This is a genomic window from Bacillus sp. SIMBA_154 (genome assembly GCF_046536015.1).
Lineage (GTDB): Bacteria > Bacillota > Bacilli > Bacillales > Bacillaceae > Bacillus > Bacillus pumilus_P.
Genome location: NZ_JAWJBV010000762.1, coordinates 1 through 229, shown reverse-complemented (window position 1 = coordinate 229; position 229 = coordinate 1). Strand labels below are relative to the sequence as shown.

At 48.5% G+C, this 229-nt stretch carries 1 protein-coding gene; it reads right to left on the bottom strand.

Annotated features, from left to right (window positions below):
- Positions 1–229: hypothetical protein (locus R0K30_RS23940; RefSeq protein WP_410613574.1), on the bottom strand; the 229-nt coding region annotated here is incomplete at both ends.

Sequence of the window (229 nt, the reverse complement as noted above, 5' to 3'; positions counted from 1 at the left end):
TTTTCAACAGTTGGCGGCTCGCCAAGACGAATCCGCACGTAGAGTTCGAGGAGTGCTTTATCCGCATTCTCTGTATTGTCTTTTTCCAGCGGATTGCGTAAGTATTCATTCTCGCCAATGAGGTCAAGAATCGCTTGATCAGAGCTGAAGCCGAGGGCAGGCAAATTAACCGTAACCGGCATCTTACGGGTGCGATCTATGCGTACATAGACTACATCCTTTGCATCAG